This window comes from Bacillus sp. FSL K6-0042 (genome assembly GCF_038006685.1).
GTDB lineage: Bacteria > Bacillota > Bacilli > Bacillales > Bacillaceae_G > Bacillus_A > Bacillus_A pseudomycoides.
This window is the reverse complement of record NZ_JBBOVS010000001.1, coordinates 448,976-465,353: the sequence shown is the minus strand read 5'-3', so window position 1 is coordinate 465,353 and position 16,378 is coordinate 448,976. Positions and strand designations below refer to the sequence as shown.

Sequence of the window (16,378 nt, the reverse complement as noted above, 5' to 3'; positions counted from 1 at the left end):
AATTTTCACTTTTTTAGTTTACAATTATCCATTAATTGTATATACTTACTAACGTAAGAAAAAAATTCTAAAAGGAGGTCGAATAAAATGATGAAATTACAATTACATGTTGCATCTATTTTACAATTAAATATGAATTCGACCACCCTAATGGAGAATTGAAAATCGTTCGGTATTTTCTTTAATTAGCAAATTCGCCACAGGAGGTCGTATACTTTCCTGTGGCTTTTTCATGCCTGTCACAGGAGAATTATATCTTCCTGTGGCTTTTTTGTGCGATTTTTTAATCTCTAACACTATTTCTTTTCGGAAGGAGCAAATATTCAATGACTTTTCACGTACTTTTTTTCAGTATTACAATCCAACGAAAGCAATTATCTGAAGTTGAAATGTTACACGATCAACACATTCAAAAGACTATGAATGACATAAAGGAGCGTCAATGTCCTTACAGTAGTCACCTATAATTCCTTTACGAAAGGAGGAATTCATTTATGACGATTCATATTTTCTTTTTTACGTTTGCTCTTCAGAAAAAATCTTTATCTGAAACTGAGATTTTACGTAAACAACAATTAAAAGCGATTACGGACGAAGTAAAAGATCGCAAGAGTTCTTATTATAATCAAATGTATTAAAAATTAATTTATAAAAGGAGCAATCTTCTGATGAAATTTCGAGTATTCTTTTTAACCATTACTGTTCACAAAAGTAAAGTCTCTGAAACTGAAATTTTACAAGAACAGCAAATCAAAAAAATGATGGATGAAGTGAAAGAACGTCAAGTTTCTTATTACAACCATATGTACTAAAAATTTATATAAAAAGGAGCAATCACCTTATGAAATTCCAAGTTTTCTTTTTAACGATTACAATTCACAAAAACAAATTTTCTGAGTTCGAAATGTTACACGATCAACACATTAAAAATGCTATGGATGAAGTGAAAGAACGTCAAGTCCCTTATTGTAGTCACCTATAATTCCTTTACAAAAGGAGGAATTCATTTATGAAATTTCATGTTTTCTTTTTAACGATTACCATTCAAAAGATGCGATTATCTGAAGCTGAAATTGTGCAAGAACAGCAATATAAAAAGATTATGGATGACATTCGAGATCGTAGAAGCAAATATTATACACATCTATAATGATGCAATTTAAATCTTATGAGAGGAGAGGATTAAGATGTTAATGGCGCGTTGCAAAGAAATGATTTGGATTATTGAGAGGGATTCCACATAGTCCAATGTATGATATTTTAAAAGGCTATTTTTTTCAAATAAACACGAAAAAATCACACAATAAAAACGCCTAATTTCCATTTAAAACTAGGTGTTTTTATTGTGATACCTAAAGTTAACTTTCATCCTCATTTATAACAAGGTAGTAATTTTCTCTAGTATTCCCACGTCTTCAAGTAATCTTTTAAATCATGCGGATGAACTTTCGCACAGATCCCACCCCAATGCGGGTATATAATTGTACAATTACCCCTTCTATTAATCTTGAGTTTTCGACCTTCAAATCGTTCAATTGCGAAAATGCCGTAAATAACGTCTCTGTGTCTAGATTATTTGGTGAGGAACAAAATGCGTATGTAAAATCATAAAATAATGACCCCACCATCGGCGAAGGATCAATAATTCCATTCAACACTTCATGATGAAACAAAAAATTATGAATACTGGCGTCATCATGCAGAAAATATTTTTCTTCTTGATCTTCCCATTTTGATCAGGAATGAACAAAAGCTATCACTTTCTCATCATAGTCCAATGTGTGATGTTTTAAAGCACTAGTTTCTTTGAAAAACAAGTAAAAATTACACATTAAAAAAAGATACATCACTTAAAAAGCAATGTATCTTTTTTGATACTTTTATTTCCGATTATTTCTTTTCATCTTAAATAATCTCACCAAGTTTGAAACAACTGTTTTTGTCACAGCGTAAGCTGGTACTGCTAAAATCATCCCAACAATACCCGCGAAATTACCTACACCAAGAATTAACACAATAATTGTTAAAGGATGGATATTTAATTTCGAACTCATAATACGCGGTGAAATGATGTTACTCTCAAATTGTTGTACAATTGTTACGATAACAATTACCCAAAATGCTTGCATTGGAGATACAAATAATCCAACAATTACAGCTGGTGCTGCCCCAATAAAAGGTCCTAAATTCGGGATAATATTTGTAAATGCCGCTATAATACCTAAAACAAAAGCATATGGCAAATCAATGATGACATATCCGATAAATGTAAATGCACCGACGAATAAACAAACGAGCGCTTGTCCCTGAATATAGGCAGACAACGTTTCGCCTGTTTCTTTTATAATACGCAGTCCTTCTTCACGATACGATTCTGGTAAAAAACTAACAGCTTTTCCTGGAAATGCATGACCATCTTTAAACATGTAAAACAAGATAAATGGTACTGTAAATACGACTAATGCAACGTTTGTAATAATACCGAATAAAGCCGTTGCACTCGACGTTATTGTATTTGGTATCTCTTTTAAATACTCAATTGCGTTTTTTTCAATCGTTTCAATTGATACATAATCTTGTGTAGCCAGCCATTCAAATAGCCTATGATGAGATAATTCTTGTATGTATACTTTCCCCTCTTTAATATATGTTGGCATGTTTTTCACTAGGTCCATTAGCTGCTGTGAAATCGTTGGAACGACTACACCAATTGCAACTGCTGTCAGTGTAATGATAAAAACATATAACAACAATATCGCTAAACTTCTAGGAACTTTTTTCGCCTCTAAAAACACTAACACTGGATTAAAGATGAAATATAAAAACAAAGCGATTAAAATTGGGAAAAATAAAGTGGAAATGAATATGCCAATCGGTTGAAATAAAAATGATATTTTTGTGCAAATAAATATAATTCCTACAACCATTAGCACTTCTAATGTCCAAAAGTGCACTTTCGATTTCAAAAAAACGTCCTCCTTTAAACTAGCACTTCCCTATATTGTATCAAAACATCCATGAATTTTACATGCTATTTTCACCTTCAATGTTCCAAAATGCGAATAAATACACTACAATGAGATTACATACAAATTTGCAGGGTAAAAGGTGATAAATATGACGCAATGTATTATTTGCAGAAAAGAAACGAAAGAACTTAGTGAACAACATGTTATCCCAGAGATTTTATGTGGACATTATTTTACAAATTCAATTTGTGATACTTGTTATGAACATCTCACAACAAACGTGGATCGACCATTAATTCGGCATAAACTGATTCAATATAAAATCGAACAAATGAAGCGACAAATTGATTCCCCTCTTTATACGAATGAATATGGTCAAGAATTAGCTGCAGCGGAAACTGAAGAAGTTGAAACAAACGACGAAGTATATTATTCTAATGCGTTAATTATGAAACTATGTAAAAAACATGATATTTCATTACATAATGAAATTTGGAAAGAAGAGCGCGTAACAAAAGTAGCAAGCTCAATTCAACGTGAATTACTTTTAGATAACCGTAAATATAAAATGAGTATCTTAAAAATGGCTTATACATTCGCAGTACATACAATTGACGGTTATTTTAATGATCCAGATGCGATTGATATTTCTACTATTATATCTAATGTTGACTTTATCGAATTAAAAGAACGAAGTATTGTTCGTGATTTAAGTAAAAGTTCATTGTGGAATACCCTTAATACAACTAGTGATAATCACTACTTTATCTTATTAAGTGACAAAGATGGCCTATTCTGCTTCATTCGTCTATTTGATATTTTTGATGTTGTTGTCCATCTTTCTGGAAAAAAATATCAACTTCCTTCTCCAATTGTTGGAGTGAATGATGTAGAAAAACAAGAATTTTATATTGAGAATTTAAAACAATACATGGATAAGTTATTTAAACAAAAGAGTACAAAAACTCATATCTAATTACAAATCAGAACATACGGTCTCCTTTCTTAATAAAAAGACACTATGTTATAATGAGTATGAAAAGAACAATACAATCACATAAAACAATTATAAATTGTATATAAATAAAAAAGACTAGTGTGCGGCTACACACCAGTCCATGTAACTTAGCAGATTGGATTGTTCATTTATCCTATTTGTTTCTTACAAACGAGACAACCCACATTCTATTGGCATAGGTGGGTTGTTATTTTTTGAGCTTGTCGATTAAAACGACAACAAACGTTAACAATGCAACGAGAAACAATCCGCCTTGCAATAGTAACGCAATTTCACTCATTCATTATCACCTCCCTTCTATCCGGAGAAGTGATAATTGAACAACCAACCATACCATAAGTTACCTCTTAATTTTATCATATTTTCTAATCTTTTACGATGAAAACCGGCAAGTCTCTCGCTTGCCGGTTTTACTGATTCCTATTCTTTTATTCTCCATCTTGCACTAGTTTTCCAACAATCGCTTCATAAAATTCCCGCTCATCATCCACATTTACATGTACACGATTCACCTTTTTGGTAAACCCATATAATAACTGCGCTGTTAACGGCTCTTTTAATTTTATTTCAAAAGTAGCCGGTTCCTTTATAAATTCCATTACCGTTGCTTCGAATACTTCTTTTCCTTCTTCCTTCGTTAATACCTCGCCTTTATAAAATGTAATCTCCTTTATTTGAGTAAATGGGATTATGATTTTCTTCCCAAATCCAACTTGGATAATTACTTCCGTTTCCGTCATCATATATGGATTCGTACGAATTGCTTGTATCTCAGCTAAAAAATAAAGAATTCCATATATATTTACAATAAGTAAGCCCCAAGCAACTACCTCATTCCACTGATGAAGTAAATAATGAAATCCAATTGATTCAATTAATGTTGCGTGAATCAGCATAATATAAAACGGGATTGCTCCGGTCTTTTTATGATATGAAAAAACATGCTGACTTTCCGGCATCTTTGTACGCCACGAGAATAAAGCGTAGTAAAACAATTTACATTCCGAAACAATAACATCTACTACAGTATTTCTTTTCAACACAGTATCAAAGGCTTTATCAATTGCAAAGGAGAATGATGGATATTCGTTCTTATATTGTTTATAACATCGTATAACCGTAGGCAAAGCTCTAGCAATCTTATACAGCATAAATAACTCTAAACCTATAAACGCAATTTCTCCTGCCACTAAAATATAAGAAACAAACGAAAACGACTGTAAATAATCGCTTGGAATAACAAATCTTGCGGCAATATAGCCTGCTATTACAACTGGAAATATATAAGTTAACGAATAGCGTTTACGTATAATAAAGAAATACGTAATGACTGGAATGACAATAAGAAAATCTAACAAGGACCCTAACACCATTTCCTTCGGTACAGCGGATACAACAGGAAGTGTATATGCTAGATAATTTGATATTACAATTAAAGCTATAAAACCAATCGAAATATTTCTTCTTTTACGTGAAGTGGATTCACTCATATAATCCCACCTTTTTATTTAAAAGTCTTATGAAGCTGATCCTTATAAAATAGAATAGCTTTTTCATATTCTTTTACATTTTCTAGTTTTACAACGGTTTCGATCAATAATTTCATTGCTTCTTCATATTCTTTTACGTTTTTTATAAACGACTTAAACTCCCCTCTTCTACAAGATTACATAACTGTTCTAACCTGTTTGTAATCTCTTTTGCTGTTTCATCTTTCCCTTCACAAACCCAAACATTGCCATCTTCTCCAATCACATGATGAATGGCTGCATGCGAATACAGTGAATGCGGAGAATTTGCTATCATCAGATTTGCTTTTGCCTGTTCCATTCTTTCACTTGCACGCTGGATTAACTCTCCTCTGTTGACATCACTTTCAAGCTTGAATCCAACTAAAACTGTTTCTGGATCCCATTGTTTAATTTGTTTTAATATTTTAGGTGCTTTTTGAAAATGAATAATTGGTGCTATATCACTTGAAATTTTACCGTTCATATCAAGTTCATTTCCTTCTTGATCACAAATTTTATCAACAATCCAGTCCGATCCAGCTGCCGCCATAATCACAGCATCGATTTTCTCATGTGTAATGATACTTTTCATTTTATCTTGTAAATCTATAATACCTTCAAATGGATGTAATTCTAATTTGCTATTTGTAGCATTCGGTTTTTCAGCAAAATAACCATGTAAGTATATGACATGTGCTCCTTTTGACATCGCTTCTTCAGCAAGAATTTTTCCGATTGTACCTTTTGCTAAATTCGTATGACCACGTACTTGATCCCATTTTTCTAAACAGCCACCACTCGTAATTAAAATCTTTTTCCCCTTCATCATAACCATCCCTTACTTGTTTTTCGAACGAAACCACTGTACACAAAAGTCAACAACTTCTCGTTGTTTCATAAGTCTACACGTTGCATTTCCAATTTTACCGATTATTACAGATCCTGTGTGCTCAAATTCCTTCCCAATCTCAACAAATGCATCAGAATCATAGTCCATTTCATCGAACTCTTTCCATACTCTAACACCGTTTTCTATAATAGGCGCCCCCACTTTCACCAATTCACGTGCACCTGTACGTATTTCAGATAAATGAACTGATGTGTTAGAATCATAGCCTACACCTATCAACAATACATATCCATCTAAATCATATATTTTCTTTAAAGGTGAGTACTCTCCAAAACTAATTGAAAGTGAATGCTCCGCTATAATAGCCTCTGCATGTTTCCCCCATGCAGCAAAACTATTTAACGGATGATTACTACGTTTTACATTTGGATATGTACGAAAACATTCTACAACTTTACCCATCGCGCGTGTTGGGGTTATATCTGGATGAAACGCTGGAACATTGTCTCGAATAATTTGCCACCAGCTTTCTGGGACAGGAGGTCTTGCCCAATTTTTTGGATCCGATAAATCAGAGGTTTGTGTTGGCATAATGATTGTACCTTCTTTAGTAATTACATTCATTAAAGCTTCAACTACAGCGACGGCTCCGCCAGATACCCAGCCAATTGAACTAAGAGAAGAATGAACAATCACTGTCATTCCTTTTTTTAGTCCTAGCCTTTTTAAATCATTTGTTATCGTTTCTATTGTGTTAGGTAATTTTGTTTCCGCCACTATGTCATTTATTTTCATGATTACTCCCCCATAAGGTTCTCTCTACGCTTATAAACTATCAAATCGAATTTTAAATCTCATTAATATATTATCATATTTTTCTTAATTTTTAATCCAAACGACAAAGAGACCTCCTAAAAAATTCTGTTCATACTGACTTATGTATCCTAGACAACTGAACTATAGCACTGCTCCATATACATTTGTATTATTATGGTAAATATTATACAATAAAACCGACTGGTTGGTCTATAAAAAGAAGAATTATGAAAGACTATCACAACCTTGTATAGCGTCAACATACATAAAAGGTCTTTTTCAGTCTATTTTCAAGGGAGATGAAACCATATGTTCAACTGGATCTTTGTATTCAGCATTGCTATACCAGGAATTGTTACAATGAGCTTAGCGGAACAAAAAATAAACAAAAAGTTAGAAAACACTCCAGAAACACCCTCTATCTACCTAAGTCTTTTTATCCATACTCTACTCATTTTACTTTTTTCCGGAATGGGTGCATTTTTCTTATCAAAGATCCAAGATGGAAATATTATTTTACCGAGCAACATTGGTGAAGCAGTTCTAATTGGAGTAATTTGCTCCCTCGGACACGTTATTATGTATTATGGATTCTTTAGAAAAGTTATTGATAAAGAAACGTTTCTACAAATTGAACATCAGCGCCATAGTGTAGGATTAGGAGCCAGAGTCCTATATGGCGGAGTTGTTGAAGAAATCATCTTCCGGTGGGGTCTTATGTCACTTTTCATCACGTTGATGAGTTTTTTTCATGCTGTCACTCAGATTATTGTAGTTCTTGGGATTATCCTATCTAGTATTCTATTTGCAGTCACACACTTTCTAGGCGTAAAAGGAATGAAAAAATCAAGATGGCTATATTCTTATGCTGTATTAGGAAATCTGTGGGTAGGTATTTTTTGTGGCTGGCAATTCTGGTCGAATGGTTTAATTGCCGCTATCATTGTTCATATGCTTTTCCACCTCTTACTCTATCCTTGCGAACTGTGGTACCTCAGAAAATTAAAAGATGGAAAGAATGCTCTAAACATGTAACATTATAGACTATTCCTCTTCCATTCCCTCTATTTTCTGATCCGATAGTATTAGAAAATCGCATTACAAACGGAAAAACCAAAAGGTAATTTATAGTATAATCAAATGAATAAAATCAGGGCTACGAGGTGGATAGAATGAAAAAACTCATATTAAGTTTTTGGGTATTGGGGATTATCGGATTAAGCGGATGTACTCTGTTTACAAGTGATTATGAAAGGTATTGGGTTTTAGAGAAATCTAGATATGGTGAAGGTAACTTCGGCCCAACAAATCTATACGAAAAAGCACAAGAAGACCCGACAATGGTTCATTATTCAAGAGAAAGAATTAGCGAAGGGAAAATGATGATATTTTTAGCATTTGGCGAAAAATACAAAAATGATAAAATTACAGTAAAAGAAGTAAGAGATGAAAAAGATAAGTCAGTTATTGTATTACATGTGGAAAAAGATAAAGGTACAGATAAAAACCCCGTTATGTATATTGGGGTAAATAAATTAAGAGACTCTGTGGACATTGTAAATGAGAACGGTAAAAAGATTTTTGAGATAAAACAGAATGAAGGAGTAACATCGCAACAATAAAAAACACAATACTTCATAACTAAAAATACTCTCTCTAAAGTAAACTTGTATTACCTTAGAGAGCGTATTTTAGAATTCTAAAAGTAATCAAAAAAGCATGGCGGTGAATCAGGAATCAACTCCTCAAGCACTTCTATCATTTCAGGATTTCCTTTTATCCTTCCAATATCACATAAAAATGCAGGGCTTTTATAACTTAATAACATAGTTGTTAACGTTTGGATTGTTAAAGATATTCCATCAATGTCATTTACTTCTTTATGATATGTTATTTGTAATTGTTTCCTATGATCCCATTTTAAAATAAAGGTTCCTTTATTCCACTCTAATATAGGATCATCTATATGTAAGACTAATTTTTCTGTTTCTGTATTTTTAAATGGATATTGTTTCAGAAAACCAACTACATCGACAATTCTTCCCATATAGTAAGGGGCGATTGTCTGTTTTATTTCACTATCTTCAAGTAAGAAAGCAACCGGTTCATGAACGCATGTCTTTCCTTTAACATAATACACCATTGAAAAGTGTGCACTAATGAAATTCCATAACCCTCTTCTCGCCTCTTCATTTAAGTAAATCATTTCTTCTATATAAAACTTCTCTTCAAGGACACGATAAAATAAATAGCCATGAGGAATATCTTCATCTGTGTAATAAACTGCTAATTGTAAATCAATCGTTTCCTCACGAAATCGTTCTTCCCATGCAAGTGTCTTTCGAACCATTGTCCCATTTGTTTTTCTAGCAAACTCATCATAGATTTTTTCTTTTTCTTTACTTTTTAATCCAACTCTCCTTACTCGGCCACTAATGTTGCCACGATACTTAGGAAGTTGTGTATCTTTAATTTGGTATTCGATGATATCAGAAATAATTTCCCATCCTTTTTTTCGATAATAAGGAATCGAATAGGGAAACAAATACGAAATATATTGTCCATTTTCTCTCATCGTTTTTAAACTTTCCTTCATTAATGAGTTCATTAATCCATGCCCTGCATACTCTGGATATGTACCAACTCCAGTAACTCCTCCCATTTCATAAATCACACCATGAATATTCACTTGAAAAGGCAAAACAACAATTTGAGAAATTAATTTATTATTATCAAACCACCCTAAAGCAGTCCCTGGCTTTAATTGATGGCTTTTCTTTTGGACCATTTTCTCTTCATCATTAATCATCTTTTTTGAAACTTGAAACACATATTTCATTAAGTTTGAAAACTGATCTACTTCACTTTCTTTAATAGGCCTCATAATCAAACCTTTATAGTACTTTTTGTCCATTTTCATATACTCCTTTGTAACACAAACTAAAATATCATATTATTTTTATCATTTAGTTAGTATATACAAAAGATAATGAAAACAAGCATACAGTATTATTAAGACTGTATGCTTGCATTTTTATAATTCCACAATTTCTCTTCCTTTTTCAGCATAACTCATATCACCAACAGACTCGACTTTATATGCCCCATCTTTATAGAGAATTTTAGTTACACTTGCATTTTCTACTCCCATTTTTGTTTTACTACTATCAAGCATTTCTACTAATGCAGTGATCATCAGTCCATGAGATACGACTAAAACGTTACCTCCTCCATTTTCAGCAGTGTCTTCACTAATTTTATCGATTTCTTTTTTTATACGAATTGAAAATACTTCCCAATTTTCAGCTTGTTTCGTAGCGTCTGCTTCTGCAATGAAATTCGTAATTTCTTTAATAGAGAACTTCATTAATTCAGATACTGCTTTAACACCAGCAGTATCTTGCATAGCCTTCCACATATTTTCAATCTTATCGCCTTCAAAAATCCCAAAATTCAATTCACGTAAATCTTTCCGTTGTTCAAATTTTAACTTTGATTGTCCACTATACTTTAATACTAAGTTAGCAGTTTCAATTGCACGGCCACTATCACTACTATACGCATCAACAAAAGGTATATCTTGTAGTCCATTTCCTAAACCCTTCGCTATTTCAATGCCCTTCTCTACTAATGGAGAATCTGCCCAGCCTTGTACACGTTCACTAGTGTTTAACATTGTTTTTCCATGTCTAGTAATATATAACGTAACGGTATTATCCTTGTTATTATCTGTTAAGTTCATATCTTTTTCCATATTCATCATTCATGTCTCTCCCTTTAGAGTAATCCATTGCTTGTAAAGTCACTGCTTCTTATCGACCAAAACTTAAAAATCTGCTTCCTTTACTAACAACTATATTATAATTTTATCAAAATAGTTTCATACGTGGATAAAATATATAATTTTAGTTTCCATCAATTCATATTTTTTAAACGAAACAAAAAGGAACAGACCCTTATAATTACGAATCCATTCCTTTTCTATCTTTCACTTTTTATGCTGTTATCTTTTCTTCCTTTTTCATAACAACTGCAACATAACTATGCAGAATCATTCCTACAACAACTAAACTCATTCCAATCCATGATAATGATGATGGAAATGGAGCAGATAGCCAGACTAATTCTCCGAGTAATGCAAATAAAACTTCACCTGACTGCGTTGCTTCTACTGTTGCCAATTTCTGCGGATCATCCTTTACAAGATCTGTTGCAAAGAAAAATAATACAGTCGCAATTAAACCAGAACTAATTGCTACGATGAAGCATTGAAAAACTTGGTCACTTGCTGGTAATCCATTTGTAGAAACCTCATAGCCTGATAACAAAAACCAAAATGGTAAACTTGCGAGTGTCATTCCAAGAACTCGTTGAAAAACATCTAACTCTCCTTTACATACTTGCATCATTTTTCGATTTCCAAGCGGGTAAGCAAATGCTGCTACAATTACGGGCACCACACATAAAACGGTTTCACGAATCCCTAAAGAAGAAGCATGTTCTACTTGCATAAAAAGCACACCTAATAATATGACAGCAGACATCATCAATTCTTTCATTGGAATTTTTTTATGTAGCGAATTTGTTGCAAATAATGGAGTTAATAAAATCCCTGCTATAATTGTAATTTGCCATGTTGAGGCAACGAGCCATCCTGGTCCAAATGCACCTGCAAAACTAAGCGGTGCGTAAAAAAGACCGAAGCCAACAATACTCCATAACAACCACTCTTTCGGATTACTTTTCATATATTGAAAGACTTGCTTTAAGTTCCCTCTATACATGACAATAAAGACAAGTAACGGGACCATAAAGTAATATCGTAACGATGCACTCCAAATCCAGCTTCCGCCTTGTAAATCCATCGCACGGTTTAAAATAAATGTAAAGGCAAAGAAAAACGATGCCAATACCCCCGTTGCAATTGCTTTCATCCTAAAACCCCTTATACATTTTTTCTTCTACTATATAACAGAACACGGTTAATTTGAAATAAAATTCATAAATTTCATACTACAAATGGTATCTTTGTACATTTATCTAGAATCATATCGGTACAATTTCCGCAATCGACTTATATGAGCTTGATGATACCGATTATGATCAGCTATATGCCAGATTCCCCACCTAATCGTAGCAGTTTCACCATCTTCATAATATACTTCTCGTGTTAAGTCTGCTTCTGTTAGCTTCATACATTCGTCATAAAACATATTTTGAACATCTTCATAATCTCGCATGATTTCTCGTAAAGAACCTTTTGTTGTATTAGGTAATTCTCCTTTTTCATCAAGCATAGGACCATATTTTTCTTGTAATGATAGTGGAACTTGCGCACCTTTCAAACGATATACCCAATGTAAATCTACAACCGCTAGATGTTGTAGAATCTGCCCAATGTTATTTTCATCATTAGAAGAACCTTTGTAATGTAGTTCTTCTTTACCTACATCCTTTACTAATCCTCTTAATCTTTTGAATGTATCACTTACAGTAGCATATAACACTGCAACGTGAGGGTTCATATCCCTTTCTACATATAAATCTTTCACTGCAATTCTCCTTTCCAACTCTTAATCCTTTCATTGATCCCATTTGCCTTTTCATGATGAATATAATGCTTTGTATTTGGAAATATAATCTGTTCCGTTCTTGAAGATATTTTTAACAGTTCATTCTGCGTTTTCTCCCAATTTTCATATACTGGTTTATCTTCACGTTTTCCTGTTGCGAAAATGTGCATATCATGATTGTTAACTTCAATTATCTTACCAGGTACTTCCGTATAATTATTTACACAAATAGCTTGGTACAGTACACTAGCAATAAAAACAATTAACGCAATAAACAAAACAATACGCTTCTTGTTTTTAAACATCAGATACTCCTTTTGGATATATTTTTAGAGAAATAAAACCATATGTTCGTCATCGCGATATATGCCATTTATTTTTAGTGCCCTTTTTTCTATCCCATACGTTGTAAAACCTATTGATTGATACAATTTTTTTGCTGCTTCATTATCTGAAACAACCCCTAAACTAATTTGCTCTATTTTTAGTTCTCTTGCCTTTTCAATTAACGCTCGAATTAAGCATTTTGCTAAGCCTTTCCCTCTACTTTGATGATCTACATACATGGCAACAAGATGTCCCTTATGCTTATATGCTGCTTTTTGTTCCGTTAGTAACGTTACTACACCCATTAGTTGATTCTCTTCATTAAAAGCACCGAATGTGTAACTAGTTTTTGAATTTAAATTTCGAACAACTTCCTCAACAGGGTTTTCTTTTTGCATCGCTTCTTCATAAGTTGTCACGAATGCTTCTGGATTCATTTGTAGTGCTTGTAAGCGTAAGTTCCAATATTGTACTGCATCTAAGTCTGATAAAACTCGAATCATTTGTATGCATCCTCTCATCAGTAAATTTCTAAACTTAATCCATTTTTGTTTACATAATAATATTATATGTTCAAAACTTTTTTATTAATAATTTCATATTCTTCTTTCAACATACTAAAACGATAACGATTAATAAATGCACCTTCTCGTAATCTATCATTTCTCATGATTCCTTCACAAACAAACCCAGCCTTTTCATAACTTTTTATCGCTTTTATGTTATCCGCATCAACACGTAGCCACACTTTCTCTAGACCAAATTCATAAAATCCAATTTGTAATATGCTGTATAGCGCCGCAATACCATATCTTCGCCCCCAATATTCTTTGTTCCCAATTGCAATTCCTAATTCAGCATTTTTATTCGTTGTATCAAAGTTTTTTAAATCGACCCAGCCAATATGCACACCATCTCTAGTAACAATAGCTCGTTGTTCATACCCATTTTCTCGATTCAGACACATCCCAATCCATCTTTTTGTCTCATCACGTGTAAACGGTGGATATTGATCAGGTACAACTAAATGTTTTGTTACTTCTTTATCTAATGACCATTGATATCGATCTTCTACATCGTCTAATGAAAGTTCTCTTAATACAATAATTGGTACATTCATTTTTCCATCTCCCTTTTATTTCCCTATAGAAAACCCTTCAAACAACCTGCCTCCATAGTTTTCTAAAGTGCCCTCGACAAAGGCAATCAGTTTCTTCTTCTCCCCAGTTCTATAAAATTGATCAAAAGCTGCAACAAACTCTTCTGCAAATGATGTATCATATTTCCTTAACACCCTAATAAACCATTTAGAATTGCCAACCCATTGTCCATTTACTCGAAGTACAAATTCATGAACTAAATCAGCCAAAAGATTAGCAATAAACAATTCTTCTTCCCTCTTTGTCGCACCAATAAAATCGTCTAGTGCATCCGTAATAAAGTAACGCTTCTGTCTGATAAGTTCTTCTGTCCACTTTTCAGGACCTTTATCTAATAATTGTCGTGCTTCCAGTTTTAAGCTAGTTACAATTCCTTCCTCCCCTTTTAAAATAATCCCTTCCGAAACTAATTGTGGTAAACTAGGTCTCCCACGCTTGCAGTCACTTTTAAAATATTCTTTATATGTTTCAAAAGTATGTACAAACACTTCAACTGGCCAACCATTGCTAAAAAAAGATTCACGATAACAATTAGATAGACTTCCATCAAATATTACAATATCAAGGTCAGATGTTTTGGTTGCTTCTCCCCTTGCAATACTTCCTCCTAATAAAGCGACGTCACAATGTGGAAAGTGTGATTCAATAATTTTTTGTGCAGCGCCAATTGCTTTCATGCTGTTCTCCTTCTTTCATTTTCTTTTTTTATTTCTTTCTCTATCCCGTGCTTTTATAATATATGCCTCTGCTTCAGGTGTTTTACATGAAGTGGCACCATGATCAACATCAACCTTTCCAATTTCACGTGCAATTGTGATTGCTTTTTGCTCAAGCTCATCATTTCGAATTCCAATCGCAATAAGTGCACTATTCATTGTTTCTTTTTTTCGATTTTTTTCAGTATGTATATGAACCTTAATTTCTTTTAAAAATGGTAGGAAAAATTCATCTTCTAACGATTTATCCTTTATAGCAACATTAGCGAGTAAAGACCAACCCGCTCTACCAATCCATTCATCTTGAGATGCTGTCCACTTTTTCAATTTCTCTATTGCAATTGGAGACGAACTTACAGCTGACATGAGTACATCCATCAAACAATAATAATCAACCTCTTGTACCCATTCATCCAACTGCTCTGACGTGAATTTTTTTGGATCAACAATCATTGTAGCTAATGTCATTGCATCCATATTTTTTGTTTCCCATAATGACATGGCTAATTCATGATCTTTTTTGATTTTCTTCTTTAATTGTTTTAAGTTTGCAAAACTAACACCGAATAGTGGCTCTTTTGCCCCATGGTTTTTATATGTTTTACGATTTTGTTCTGTTCCACATTCCTCAAGCTGATGCATGATTTCTTCTAATATCATTTGGGCACCTCGTTTTTATGTTATTTCTCCTTGCCTTAAATACACACTTACGATATATTCGACATTATTTATTATTTTCCTAGTTTTTATTTTCAAATACGGTATGTGAAATTAAATAAACCTAAAAAACAAGAATCACTTATAATTAATTCAAAAGTATCTTCTATTATCAATACTTTAATATCTATAGATTTCTGTTTTTGCTGTGCAAATCGATTCAGACGTTCTACAGTCCCAGGGGCAGTACTAGGATTTGTAAATAATATTGTTTGCGGCCCTTGAACATTACAAAGCATTTCAAAGAATGGTTCGTCAATTTTTATTATAGGTTTTGTAATTGAAAACTCTTCCTTCTGTATTAGCGTGATATAACTGGTACATGTAATTAAAACTGCATCTATATTACTTTCTGCTATCCATTTCAGCTGATTTTTCAACTTATTTTGAGCTTGAGCCCTTCCAAACCCCTTATCACTTTCTATCCTCCTCGACAAGATGGGATCCACAAAATGAATTAATTCTATCTCCAATACTTCAAATGCTCTTTCTATATATTCAATATTTGAATGATGGGCATGTAAACAAGCTATTTTTTTCACTTTTATCACACCTTTTTTATTTTAAAAATACACATGTGAATTTATGGGGTTTTAGATTCTTTTAATCCATATGCTGTTTTTATTCATTTCTCTTCTCATTTTAAAAAACCTGCTAAACAAGAATGTTTATCACAGTAAAAACAACAAAATCTTGCATACTTTTTTACAAACTTTTTTGT

23 protein-coding genes and 1 pseudogene are annotated in these 16,378 nt (G+C 32.9%); 8 read left to right on the top strand and 16 right to left on the bottom strand.

The annotated features are described in order from the left end of the window. The first annotated feature begins 326 nt into the window (after positions 1 to 326). From MHH45_RS02465 to MHH45_RS02445, 5 genes are read left to right on the top strand one after another with little or no spacing between them, the layout of a single operon-like run. Positions 327 to 467 carry a YrzI family small protein gene (locus MHH45_RS02465; RefSeq protein ID WP_016115192.1) on the top strand — a complete coding sequence of 47 codons (141 nt, stop codon included), beginning with the start codon at positions 327 to 329 and terminating at the stop codon, positions 465 to 467. A 27-nt stretch (positions 468 to 494) separates the two neighbouring features. Continuing rightward, the gene (locus tag MHH45_RS02460) at positions 495 to 638 is read left to right on the top strand and encodes a YrzI family small protein (RefSeq protein ID WP_003198152.1); all 144 of its coding nucleotides are present in this window, start codon (positions 495 to 497) and stop codon (positions 636 to 638) included. A gap of 30 nt (positions 639 to 668) precedes the next feature. Beyond that, entirely contained in the window at positions 669 to 812 is a 144-nt protein-coding gene (locus tag MHH45_RS02455) for a YrzI family small protein (RefSeq protein ID WP_003198150.1), read from the top strand. Positions 813 to 841: 29 nt separating this feature from the next. Beyond that, positions 842 to 982, top strand: a complete 141-nt coding sequence (locus MHH45_RS02450) for a YrzI family small protein (protein ID WP_003198148.1) — start codon at positions 842 to 844, stop codon at positions 980 to 982. Between the two features lie 27 nt (positions 983 to 1,009). Next, complete coding sequence (locus MHH45_RS02445) at positions 1,010 to 1,150, top strand: YrzI family small protein (RefSeq protein ID WP_016115193.1); 141 nt, start codon at positions 1,010 to 1,012, stop codon at positions 1,148 to 1,150. A 730-nt stretch (positions 1,151 to 1,880) separates the two neighbouring features. Here MHH45_RS02445 and MHH45_RS02440 read toward each other — a convergent pair. Continuing rightward, positions 1,881 to 2,966, bottom strand: a complete 1,086-nt coding sequence (locus MHH45_RS02440; RefSeq protein ID WP_016131501.1) for an AI-2E family transporter — start codon at positions 2,964 to 2,966, stop codon at positions 1,881 to 1,883. Positions 2,967 to 3,117: 151 nt separating this feature from the next. Here MHH45_RS02440 and MHH45_RS02435 point away from each other — a divergent pair, with 151 nt between their 5' ends. After that, positions 3,118 to 3,945 (top strand): HNH endonuclease, encoded by an 828-nt coding sequence (locus tag MHH45_RS02435; RefSeq protein WP_088094123.1) that lies wholly within the window; start codon positions 3,118 to 3,120, stop codon positions 3,943 to 3,945. Positions 3,946 to 4,174: 229 nt separating this feature from the next. Here MHH45_RS02435 and MHH45_RS02430 read toward each other — a convergent pair whose 3' ends face one another. From MHH45_RS02430 to MHH45_RS02415, 5 genes and pseudogenes are all read right to left on the bottom strand, one after another. Next, on the bottom strand, positions 4,175 to 4,267 hold the full coding sequence (locus MHH45_RS02430; protein WP_001289320.1) for a putative holin-like toxin: 93 nt from the start codon (positions 4,265 to 4,267) through the stop codon (positions 4,175 to 4,177). A 148-nt stretch (positions 4,268 to 4,415) separates the two neighbouring features. After that, positions 4,416 to 5,477, bottom strand: coding sequence for a hypothetical protein (locus MHH45_RS02425; RefSeq protein ID WP_088094124.1), 1,062 nt, complete (start codon positions 5,475 to 5,477; stop codon positions 4,416 to 4,418). A gap of 14 nt (positions 5,478 to 5,491) precedes the next feature. Continuing rightward, positions 5,492 to 5,617, bottom strand: a pseudogene (locus MHH45_RS27975) (tetratricopeptide repeat protein); the annotation flags it as partial. 2 nt (positions 5,618 to 5,619) lie between these two features. Next, positions 5,620 to 6,333, bottom strand: a complete 714-nt coding sequence (locus MHH45_RS02420; protein WP_140386052.1) for a phosphopantothenoylcysteine decarboxylase domain-containing protein — start codon at positions 6,331 to 6,333, stop codon at positions 5,620 to 5,622. A gap of 3 nt (positions 6,334 to 6,336) precedes the next feature. Beyond that, complete coding sequence (locus tag MHH45_RS02415) at positions 6,337 to 7,143, bottom strand: aminoglycoside N(3)-acetyltransferase (RefSeq protein ID WP_088094126.1); 807 nt, start codon at positions 7,141 to 7,143, stop codon at positions 6,337 to 6,339. 330 nt (positions 7,144 to 7,473) lie between these two features. Here MHH45_RS02415 and MHH45_RS02410 point away from each other — a divergent pair, with 330 nt between their 5' ends. Both MHH45_RS02410 and MHH45_RS02405 read left to right on the top strand, forming a co-directional pair. Next, complete coding sequence (locus tag MHH45_RS02410) at positions 7,474 to 8,199, top strand: CPBP family intramembrane glutamic endopeptidase (protein ID WP_088094127.1); 726 nt, start codon at positions 7,474 to 7,476, stop codon at positions 8,197 to 8,199. Positions 8,200 to 8,336: 137 nt separating this feature from the next. After that, positions 8,337 to 8,786 (top strand): hypothetical protein, encoded by a 450-nt coding sequence (locus MHH45_RS02405; RefSeq protein ID WP_088094128.1) that lies wholly within the window; start codon positions 8,337 to 8,339, stop codon positions 8,784 to 8,786. 77 nt (positions 8,787 to 8,863) lie between these two features. Here MHH45_RS02405 and MHH45_RS02400 read toward each other — a convergent pair whose 3' ends face one another. The 10 genes from MHH45_RS02400 to MHH45_RS02355 form a co-directional block, all read right to left on the bottom strand. Next, on the bottom strand, positions 8,864 to 10,078 hold the full coding sequence (locus MHH45_RS02400) for a GNAT family N-acetyltransferase (protein ID WP_016115201.1): 1,215 nt from the start codon (positions 10,076 to 10,078) through the stop codon (positions 8,864 to 8,866). 120 nt (positions 10,079 to 10,198) lie between these two features. Continuing rightward, on the bottom strand, positions 10,199 to 10,927 hold the full coding sequence (locus tag MHH45_RS02395) for a histidine phosphatase family protein (protein WP_088094129.1): 729 nt from the start codon (positions 10,925 to 10,927) through the stop codon (positions 10,199 to 10,201). 232 nt (positions 10,928 to 11,159) lie between these two features. Beyond that, entirely contained in the window at positions 11,160 to 12,098 is a 939-nt protein-coding gene (locus MHH45_RS02390; RefSeq protein WP_088094130.1) for a DMT family transporter, read from the bottom strand. A gap of 102 nt (positions 12,099 to 12,200) precedes the next feature. Next, positions 12,201 to 12,716 carry a DinB family protein gene (locus MHH45_RS02385; RefSeq protein ID WP_016115204.1) on the bottom strand — a complete coding sequence of 172 codons (516 nt, stop codon included), beginning with the start codon at positions 12,714 to 12,716 and terminating at the stop codon, positions 12,201 to 12,203. Continuing rightward, entirely contained in the window at positions 12,713 to 13,042 is a 330-nt protein-coding gene (locus MHH45_RS02380) for a hypothetical protein (protein WP_016115205.1), read from the bottom strand. The genes MHH45_RS02385 and MHH45_RS02380 overlap by 4 nt, the downstream gene beginning before the upstream one ends. A gap of 24 nt (positions 13,043 to 13,066) precedes the next feature. Further along, a complete protein-coding gene (locus tag MHH45_RS02375; protein ID WP_016115206.1) occupies positions 13,067 to 13,567 on the bottom strand; it encodes a GNAT family N-acetyltransferase in 501 nt (166 codons plus the stop codon). A 62-nt stretch (positions 13,568 to 13,629) separates the two neighbouring features. Further along, complete coding sequence (locus MHH45_RS02370) at positions 13,630 to 14,184, bottom strand: GNAT family N-acetyltransferase (RefSeq protein WP_016115207.1); 555 nt, start codon at positions 14,182 to 14,184, stop codon at positions 13,630 to 13,632. A gap of 15 nt (positions 14,185 to 14,199) precedes the next feature. Continuing rightward, positions 14,200 to 14,901, bottom strand: coding sequence for a nucleotidyltransferase domain-containing protein (locus MHH45_RS02365; RefSeq protein WP_088094131.1), 702 nt, complete (start codon positions 14,899 to 14,901; stop codon positions 14,200 to 14,202). A 15-nt stretch (positions 14,902 to 14,916) separates the two neighbouring features. Then, a complete protein-coding gene (locus MHH45_RS02360) occupies positions 14,917 to 15,600 on the bottom strand; it encodes a DNA alkylation repair protein (protein WP_016115209.1) in 684 nt (227 codons plus the stop codon). A 92-nt stretch (positions 15,601 to 15,692) separates the two neighbouring features. Then, on the bottom strand, positions 15,693 to 16,199 hold the full coding sequence (locus tag MHH45_RS02355; RefSeq protein WP_016115210.1) for a hypothetical protein: 507 nt from the start codon (positions 16,197 to 16,199) through the stop codon (positions 15,693 to 15,695). Positions 16,200 to 16,378 lie beyond the last annotated feature (179 nt).

Coding starts and splice junctions, on each gene's coding strand:
- MHH45_RS02465 (WP_016115192.1), top strand. CDS start 327: ATGACTTTTCACGTACTTTTTTTCAGTATTACAATCCAACGAAAGCAA.
- MHH45_RS02460 (WP_003198152.1), top strand. CDS start 495: ATGACGATTCATATTTTCTTTTTTACGTTTGCTCTTCAGAAAAAATCT.
- MHH45_RS02455 (WP_003198150.1), top strand. CDS start 669: ATGAAATTTCGAGTATTCTTTTTAACCATTACTGTTCACAAAAGTAAA.
- MHH45_RS02450 (WP_003198148.1), top strand. CDS start 842: ATGAAATTCCAAGTTTTCTTTTTAACGATTACAATTCACAAAAACAAA.
- MHH45_RS02445 (WP_016115193.1), top strand. CDS start 1,010: ATGAAATTTCATGTTTTCTTTTTAACGATTACCATTCAAAAGATGCGA.
- MHH45_RS02435 (WP_088094123.1), top strand. CDS start 3,118: ATGACGCAATGTATTATTTGCAGAAAAGAAACGAAAGAACTTAGTGAA.
- MHH45_RS02430 (WP_001289320.1), bottom strand. CDS start 4,267: ATGAGTGAAATTGCGTTACTATTGCAAGGCGGATTGTTTCTCGTTGCA.
- MHH45_RS02425 (WP_088094124.1), bottom strand. CDS start 5,477: ATGAGTGAATCCACTTCACGTAAAAGAAGAAATATTTCGATTGGTTTT.
- MHH45_RS02420 (WP_140386052.1), bottom strand. CDS start 6,333: ATGGTTATGATGAAGGGGAAAAAGATTTTAATTACGAGTGGTGGCTGT.
- MHH45_RS02415 (WP_088094126.1), bottom strand. CDS start 7,143: ATGAAAATAAATGACATAGTGGCGGAAACAAAATTACCTAACACAATA.
- MHH45_RS02410 (WP_088094127.1), top strand. CDS start 7,474: ATGTTCAACTGGATCTTTGTATTCAGCATTGCTATACCAGGAATTGTT.
- MHH45_RS02405 (WP_088094128.1), top strand. CDS start 8,337: ATGAAAAAACTCATATTAAGTTTTTGGGTATTGGGGATTATCGGATTA.
- MHH45_RS02400 (WP_016115201.1), bottom strand. CDS start 10,078: ATGGACAAAAAGTACTATAAAGGTTTGATTATGAGGCCTATTAAAGAA.
- MHH45_RS02395 (WP_088094129.1), bottom strand. CDS start 10,927: ATGATGAATATGGAAAAAGATATGAACTTAACAGATAATAACAAGGAT.
- MHH45_RS02390 (WP_088094130.1), bottom strand. CDS start 12,098: ATGAAAGCAATTGCAACGGGGGTATTGGCATCGTTTTTCTTTGCCTTT.
- MHH45_RS02380 (WP_016115205.1), bottom strand. CDS start 13,042: ATGTTTAAAAACAAGAAGCGTATTGTTTTGTTTATTGCGTTAATTGTT.
- MHH45_RS02375 (WP_016115206.1), bottom strand. CDS start 13,567: ATGATTCGAGTTTTATCAGACTTAGATGCAGTACAATATTGGAACTTA.
- MHH45_RS02370 (WP_016115207.1), bottom strand. CDS start 14,184: ATGAATGTACCAATTATTGTATTAAGAGAACTTTCATTAGACGATGTA.
- MHH45_RS02365 (WP_088094131.1), bottom strand. CDS start 14,901: ATGAAAGCAATTGGCGCTGCACAAAAAATTATTGAATCACACTTTCCA.
- MHH45_RS02360 (WP_016115209.1), bottom strand. CDS start 15,600: ATGATATTAGAAGAAATCATGCATCAGCTTGAGGAATGTGGAACAGAA.